General features: G+C 71.3%; 8 protein-coding genes. 1 reads left to right on the top strand and 7 read right to left on the bottom strand.

Features of this window, described 5'->3' with window-relative positions; translation table 11 throughout:
* The 4 genes from smc to I0Q12_RS26125 all read right to left on the bottom strand — a co-directional run.
* A partial coding sequence (smc, locus tag I0Q12_RS26110) for a chromosome segregation protein SMC (protein ID WP_231611466.1) occupies positions 1 to 2,630 on the bottom strand: 2,630 nt, incomplete at its 3' end.
* Positions 2,631 to 2,652: 22 nt separating this feature from the next.
* Complete coding sequence (locus I0Q12_RS26115; RefSeq protein ID WP_307846536.1) at positions 2,653 to 2,946, bottom strand: acylphosphatase; 294 nt, start codon at positions 2,944 to 2,946, stop codon at positions 2,653 to 2,655.
* A 17-nt stretch (positions 2,947 to 2,963) separates the two neighbouring features.
* Positions 2,964 to 3,881 carry an SMP-30/gluconolactonase/LRE family protein gene (locus tag I0Q12_RS26120; protein WP_197256144.1) on the bottom strand — a complete coding sequence of 306 codons (918 nt, stop codon included), beginning with the start codon at positions 3,879 to 3,881 and terminating at the stop codon, positions 2,964 to 2,966.
* 33 nt (positions 3,882 to 3,914) lie between these two features.
* Entirely contained in the window at positions 3,915 to 4,352 is a 438-nt protein-coding gene (locus I0Q12_RS26125; RefSeq protein WP_197256146.1) for an OsmC family protein, read from the bottom strand.
* Between the two features lie 261 nt (positions 4,353 to 4,613).
* Between I0Q12_RS26125 and I0Q12_RS26130 the strand changes: the two genes are divergently transcribed.
* Positions 4,614 to 4,970 (top strand): hypothetical protein, encoded by a 357-nt coding sequence (locus I0Q12_RS26130; protein ID WP_231611467.1) that lies wholly within the window; start codon positions 4,614 to 4,616, stop codon positions 4,968 to 4,970.
* Between the two features lie 20 nt (positions 4,971 to 4,990).
* Here the strand turns inward: I0Q12_RS26130 and mutM are convergent, their stop codons facing one another.
* The 3 genes from mutM to rpmF all read right to left on the bottom strand — a co-directional run.
* Entirely contained in the window at positions 4,991 to 5,857 is an 867-nt protein-coding gene (mutM, locus tag I0Q12_RS26135) for a bifunctional DNA-formamidopyrimidine glycosylase/DNA-(apurinic or apyrimidinic site) lyase (protein ID WP_197256148.1), read from the bottom strand.
* Between the two features lie 6 nt (positions 5,858 to 5,863).
* Entirely contained in the window at positions 5,864 to 6,637 is a 774-nt protein-coding gene (rnc, locus tag I0Q12_RS26140) for a ribonuclease III (protein WP_197256191.1), read from the bottom strand.
* 28 nt (positions 6,638 to 6,665) lie between these two features.
* On the bottom strand, positions 6,666 to 6,781 hold a 116-nt coding region (gene rpmF / locus I0Q12_RS26145; protein WP_197256150.1), incomplete at its 5' end, for a 50S ribosomal protein L32.

Genomic DNA, 6,781 nt, shown 5'->3' on the forward strand with positions numbered 1-6,781 from the left:
TGGCGGGTGAGGGTGTCGCGGTGCTCGAGCGCGGCGGCGACCACCTCGTCCAGGTGCGCCGCGACCCGGGCACCGGATTCCGCGACCGCGGCGGCGACGGCCGCGGCCTGCTTGCGGGCGCGCATCGCGCGTTCGGCGCGGGCACGGGCCTCACGTTCGGCCTGCGCGGCGCGACGCAGCGAGTCGGCCTTGCCGCGCAGGGCCTCGGCGCGTTCCTCCGCGGTGCGCGCCGCAAGCCGGGCTTCGACCTCGACAGCTCGGACCTCGGCGAGCGCGGCGGCCGCGACCTCGCGTTCCGCCGCGGTCGAATCGGTGCCGGTGTCGTCGCCGGTACCGGATTGTTCGCTCTCGGCCCGGCGCAGGCGTTCCTCGAGTTCGACGAACTTCTCGCGTGCCGCGTCGCGTTCCGCTTCCGCCTTGGCGCGCTGCGCGGCGAGCCGGTCGGATTCGGCGTGAGCGTTGCGCGCGGCCTGTCCGAGCCGGCCGAGCTGCTCGTACACCGCGGACATCTCGGCGTCCGACTCGTTGAGCGCGGCGAGGGTCTGTTCGGCGATCTCGGCACGCGAGGCCTGCTCGGCGAGTGCCCCGGCCAGCGCGGCGGCGAGGTCCTCGGAGCGGCGGACGGCCTGCTCGAGTGCGCGTTCGGAGGTTTCGATCGCGGCCTGGATCTCGAGGGTGCTGGGCGCGCGGTCGGAGCCGCCGAGCACCCAGCCGGCACCGGCGAGGGCACCGGCGCGGGTGACGGCACGCAGCTCCGGACGCCGGGCGCACAGGTCGGTGGCGGCGGCGAGATCGTCGACGACGACGGTGCGTGCGAGCAGTGCGTCGACGCCGCCGCGCAGGTCGGCGGGGCAGGAGACGACGTCGCGTGCCCACCGCGCACCGGCCGGCAGATCGCCGCCGTCCTCGGGTGCGGCACCCCCGGCGGCGACGAGTGCGACACGACCCTGATCGGCGGCATCGAGAGCGGCGACCGCGGCGAGGGCGGACTGGATCGACTCGGCGGCGACCGCGTCGGCAGCCGGACCCAGCGCCGCGGCGACCGCGGTCTCGTAGCCGGGTTCCACCTGCAGCCGCTCCGCCAGCGGCCCGAGCAGACCCGCGTCGGGTCGGTGTTCGAGGAGCCAGGCGGCGCCGTCCTTGCGTTCGAGGCCCATGGACAGCGCTTCGATGCGCGCGCCGAGGGACGCGACCTCCTTACCGGCGGCACGCTCGGCGTCCTGCAGTTCCTTGACGCGTTCGTCGGCGATGCGCAGCGCTTCGAGTGCGCGCTCGTGCTGGGCGTCGGCGTCGATTTCCCCGGCGTCGAGATCGTCGATGCGGGCCTGCGCGGTCTCGAACTCGGCCTGCGCCGCGACACCGCGCAGCCGGGCCTCCTCGATGGCGACGGTCAGCCGCGCGACTTCGGCGTCGATCGATTCGGCGCGGGTGCGCATCGTGTCGACCTGCCCGGACAGCCGGGCGAGGCCTTCGCGGCGGTCGGCGACGGCACGCACCGCGGCCAGATGCGCCCGTTCCGCGGTGGCGGCCGCCTCCTCCTGCACGGCGAGCTGTTCCCGGGCGGCCTCGAGGGTGCCGTGGGCGATCTCGACGGCCTCGAGGAGTTCGGCCTCCTCTTCCGCGATGCGGTCGGCACGGGCCTCCATCTCGTCGGGGTCCTGCCCGGATCGGGCGACCGGGGCCTCGTCGAGGTGGCGGGCCCGTTCCTGGGCGATGCGCACGGTCGCCCCGAGCCGTTCGGCGAGCGCGGACAGCCGGAACCAGGTCTGGGAGGCCGCTTCGGCGCCCGGCGTCAGGCGCGCCACGGCCTGCTCGTGCCGGGCGAGTTCGGCGTTCGCCTCGTCCAGCGCGGCCAGGACGTGGTCGAGGCGTTCACGGACGATGCGTTCCTGCTCGTCCTGTCCGGCGAATTCGGCACGCCGGGTGACCAGATCGTCGGCGGCCAGCCGGAGCCGCGCGTCGCGCAGGTCCGCCTGGATCGTCTGGGCGCGCCGCGCGACCTCGGCCTGACGTCCGAGCGGTTTCAGCTGGCGGCGCAGCTCCGCGGTCAGGTCGGTCAGGCGCGCGAGGTTCGCCTGCATCGCGTCGAGCTTGCGGACCGCCTTCTCCTTGCGGCGGCGATGCTTGAGGACCCCGGCGGCCTCCTCGACGAAGGCACGCCGGTCCTCGGGACGCGACTCGAGGATCGCGGAGAGCCGACCCTGCCCGACGATGACGTGCATCTCGCGGCCGATGCCCGAGTCGGAGAGCAGTTCCTGCACGTCCATGAGGCGGCACGAGGTGCCGTTGATCTCGTACTCGCCGGCACCGTCGCGGAACATGCGGCGGGTGACGGACACCTCGGAGTATTCGATGGGCAGCGCGCCGTCGCTGTTGTCGATGGTCAAGGTGACCTCGGCGCGGCCCAGCGGCGGGCGGCCGGCGGTGCCGGCGAAGATGACGTCCTGCATCTTGCCGCCGCGCAGCGCCTTGGCGCCCTGCTCCCCCATCACCCAGGTCAGGGCGTCGACCACGTTCGACTTTCCGGAGCCGTTGGGTCCGACGACGCAGGTGATGCCGGGTTCGAAACGCAGAGTCGTCGCGGACGCGAAGGACTTGAAGCCCTTGAGCGTCAGACTCTTCAAATACATGAGGAAAAACCCTACCTGCGTGCTACCGCTCGACGAATCCGGTCAGATCTCCGCGTGCCGGTTCCCACGATTCGACGACGAGCCGCACCTCGCCGGGGGTCTGCCCGGAACGCAGCCACGCGAGGAGGTGTTCGAGTGCGGGACGCGGTCCTTCCGCGATGACGAGTACCCGGCCGTCCGGGTGGTTGGTGGCGTGCCCGACGAGACCGAGTTCGAGGGCCCGGGCCCGGGTGAACCACCGGAAGCCCACACCCTGCACGCGTCCGTGCACCCACGCGGTCAGACGTTCGGCCGAGCCGGATGCAGGGGTGGTCACGGTTGCCTCCTCTTCCTCTATCCGGTCGCGGGGCGTGCGGCGCGGACGGTGCCGTCGAAACCGGTGGTGTAGATGGTGTTCGGATCCCAGCCCGGTCCTGCGCCGAACGCGACCGACGAGACGAGCGGGATGCCCTCCGCGACGCGGCAGGTCTCCCCGGTCTCCGGGTCGACGCGCAGGATCGCGCCGGCCAGGTTCAGGGCGATGTACAGCGCGCCGTCCGGTCCGAGCGTCAGGTCGTCCGGTGCCTGCAGCAGGCCGGGTCCGGGCAGGTCGATGCTGCGCACCGGCCCGGTGAGGTCGCCGGCGTCGAGGACGTGCAGCCGGTTGACGCCTTCGAACGTGGTGACGGTGTAGACGGTCTCGCCGTCGACCTCGATGCCGTTGACAGAGCCGAGGTCGGTCCGCAGCACGGTGCCCTCGCCACCTCCGGCCGGAACGTGGGACAGGCCCACCGCGCCCAGGTCGCGTGACGTGAGGAACGAACCGTCGGGGAGCACACCGAGACCGTTCGGCATGACCAGTCCGGTCGCGACGGTGCGGCGTTCGCCGGTGTCCAGGTCGACGGCGTCGATGGTGCCGTCGGGCGTGTCGGCGAGCCCGGCCGCGGTGGTGTTGCCGACGTTCAGGTAGGCGGTGGCGCCGTCGACGACGATGCCGCCCGGCCCGGTGACGTCGTCCACGACCGTGTCGACCGTGCCGTCGGGTGCCACACGCCGCAGCGCGCCGTCGCCGGCGAGGGTCCCGTCGGAGACGAGCAGCCCACCGCGCCCGTCGAATGCCAGATTCTCGAGCACCCCGAGTCCGGACGTCACCGTGGTGACGGTGCGCGGTGCGCAGGCTGCCGGTTCGGCGGTCGCGGTCGGCACCGCGACCATTCCCAGGACGGTCACGGCCGCAGCCCCGACCGCGATCCGTATCTCGTTGTTCCCCATCTGCTCCCCCTCCGAGCTACTGCCTGCGGCCGATCACGAGTCCGCGGTGATCGTGAGGCTCACCTTCGTGCCGGACTTGAGGGTACGGCCGACGGTGCACACCTTGTCGACGGACCGCTCGACCAGCGTGAGCAGGCGCTGCTGCGCGTCGGCGTCGAGTTCGGACAGGTCGAGGATCATCTCCTCCTCGAGGTGCGGGTACACCTCGTTCTCCCGGTCCGCGGGGCCGGAGACCTTGATGGTGGCCTCGTAGTCGTCGCCGAGCCGGCGCGAGAGCGGGAAGTCCGAGCTCATGCCGGAGCAGGCGGCGAGCGCGATCTTCAGCAGCTCACCGGGGGTGAACACACCCTCGACGGTCTCGGAGCCGATGAGTACTTCGGCGCCGCGCGAGCTGCGTCCCGTGTAGCGGCGGGTGCCGGTGCGCTCGACCCACAGTTCGGTGGGCGGGGTGTCGGGAGTCTGGTCAGCCATGGCTCGAATCCTGCCACGGCACACCGACGGCACCGTCACCGAGGACCGTCGGAGTCCGATCGAGGACACCGGAACGGGTCGAGGCGGGATCCGGCGGCGACGATTTCCGTGGCCACGGGCACCAGCGGGATGTTGCGTTTCTGCGACAGGCGCCGAGCAGCGGATTCGGCGTGCGCCGGGAAGGGAACCCTGGGGCCGGACGTCCTACGGCGCTGTGCCGTCATCGCGTCCGTCGCCCGGGTCGCGAACCGAGGAGCGAGAATGAGGTACCTGTCCGACGGTGAACATCGGCGCCGGTTCCTGGCCGCGGTGCGCGCCACCGGACTGTCCCTCGAGGAACTCTGGCTGCGCTACTTCGGCCTCGGCGGCGACGCCGGCAAGATCGAGATCGACGCGTATCTGAGCGGTCTGGCACCGTTGTCGTCGCTGCAGCACGATCTGCTGGCGCACGCGATCAACGAGCGGCTCGACGAGATCGCGCCGCCGCGCGCCCCGTATGCCGAGGAACTCGTCCGGCCGACGGAGCCCACGCCGTCGGAAGCCGGGGACGACGTCGACGCCGGCGGCGGACAGGATTCGGAACCCGGGGCCGGTTCTTCCGACGCTTCCGGTGAGTGACGCAGCGCAGGCGCGGTGCGTCAGATTCGACGAACCCGCGGGCGGGGCTGGCACTTCGGGCAACTGTAGGACGAGCGGTTCATGAACTTCTCGCGGCGGATCGCGGAGCCGCACCGCGAGCACGGCCGGTTCTCCTGGCCGTACACGTCCAGGGAACGGTCGAAGTAGCCGGATTCACCGTTGACGTTGACGTAGAGCGCGTCGAACGACGTACCGCCCTGCGCGAGCGCCTCCCCCATGACCTCATGCGCCGCCGCCAGCACCGCCTTCAGCTTGGGCCGCGACAACGTGTCGGTGATCCGGTTTCCGTGAAGCTTTGCCCGCCACAAGGATTCGTCCGCGTAGATGTTGCCGACACCGGAGACGACGGTCTGGTCGAGCAGCGCGCGCTTGATCTCGGTGTGCTTGTTCCGCAGGACCTTCACGACCGCGTCGGCGTCGAATCGGGGATCCATGGGGTCGCGGGCGATGTGCGCCACCGGCACCGGCAGCAGGTCGCCGTCGACCTCCACGAGCGGGGCGAGCGCCCAGCCGCCGAAGGTCCGCTGGTCCACGAACCGCAGATCCGCGCCGTTGTCCAGCACGGCGCGGATGCGCAGGTGCTTCTCGTCGGCGACGGACGGCGGCTGCACGAGCATCTGACCGCTCATGCCCAGATGCACGACGAGCGCCATGTCGGCGGGCTCGAGCACCAGCCAGAGATACTTGCCGCGTCGCTGCACGTCGACGAGCGTCTGCCCGGTCAGCTGGAGCGCGAGATCGCGCGGACCGGGTTCGTGCCGGCGCACCGCACGCGGATGCAGCACCTGCACGGATTCGATCGCCGCACCGAGCACATGCTCGTGCAGACCACGGCGGACCACCTCGACCTCGGGGAGTTCGGGCACCGCGGATCAGTTCTGTTCGGTGTCGGTCTCGTCGTTCCCGGCGACCGCGTCGCCGGCATCGGAGGTCGCGCCGTCGGTCAGCGCCTGCCACGCCGCGGCCGCCGCCTTCTGCTCGGCTTCCTTCTTGGTGCGACCGACGCCGACGCCGTACGGAGAACCGGCGACGAGCACCGTCGCCGTGAATTCCTTGTCGTGGTCCGGGCCCGTCGCGGAGATCTCGTAGACGGGGACACCCACACCGCGTTCGGCGGTGAGTTCCTGCAGGCTGGTCTTCCAGTCCAGTCCGGCTCCGAGCCGCGGACCGCGCTCGAGGAGATCGGCGAACAACCGGAGCACGACGCTGCGCGCGACGTCGATGCCGTGTTCGAGATGGACTGCGCCGAGCAGCGATTCCATGCCGTCGGCGAGAATGCTGGCCTTGTCGCGGCCGCCGGTCAGTTCCTCACCCTTGCCCAGCAACAGGTGCACACCGAGACCACCCTCGCCGAGACCACGGGCGACCTCCGCGAGCGCGTGCATGTTCACCACGCTCGCGCGGATCTTGGCGAGTTCGCCCTCGGACCGGTCCGGGTGCGTGAGGTAGAGCTTTTCCGTGACGGTGAGGCCGAGAACCGCGTCGCCGAGGAACTCGAGGCGCTCGTTGGTCGGCAGTCCCCCGTTCTCGTAGGCGTACGACCGGTGCGTGAGCGCCAGCCGCAGCAGTTCGGGGTCCAGTGTCACGCCGAGGGCGGCGAGGAGAGATGCGTGATCCTCCTCGCCGCCCACGGACGGTGTATTCATCGACTTGTTCGCCACGATGCCTACCGAATCAGACGGCAGCGGTCACCTGACGGCCGTTGTACGTGCCGCACGACGGGCACGCCACGTGAGGCAGCTTCTTCTCGCCACAGCCACGGTTCGGGCAGGTGACGAGGGTCGGCGCAG

Source organism: Rhodococcus sp. CX (assembly GCF_015865005.1).
Lineage (GTDB): Bacteria > Actinomycetota > Actinomycetes > Mycobacteriales > Mycobacteriaceae > Rhodococcus.

What these genes read in the sequence shown, in the direction of transcription:
- I0Q12_RS26120 (WP_197256144.1), bottom strand. Translation starts at nt 3,881, where the DNA reads ATGGGGAACAACGAGATACGGATCGCGGTCGGGGCTGCGGCCGTGACC.
- I0Q12_RS26125 (WP_197256146.1), bottom strand. Translation starts at nt 4,352, where the DNA reads ATGGCTGACCAGACTCCCGACACCCCGCCCACCGAACTGTGGGTCGAG.
- I0Q12_RS26130 (WP_231611467.1), top strand. Translation starts at nt 4,614, where the DNA reads ATGAGGTACCTGTCCGACGGTGAACATCGGCGCCGGTTCCTGGCCGCG.
- rnc (WP_197256191.1), bottom strand. Translation starts at nt 6,637, where the DNA reads ATGAATACACCGTCCGTGGGCGGCGAGGAGGATCACGCATCTCTCCTC.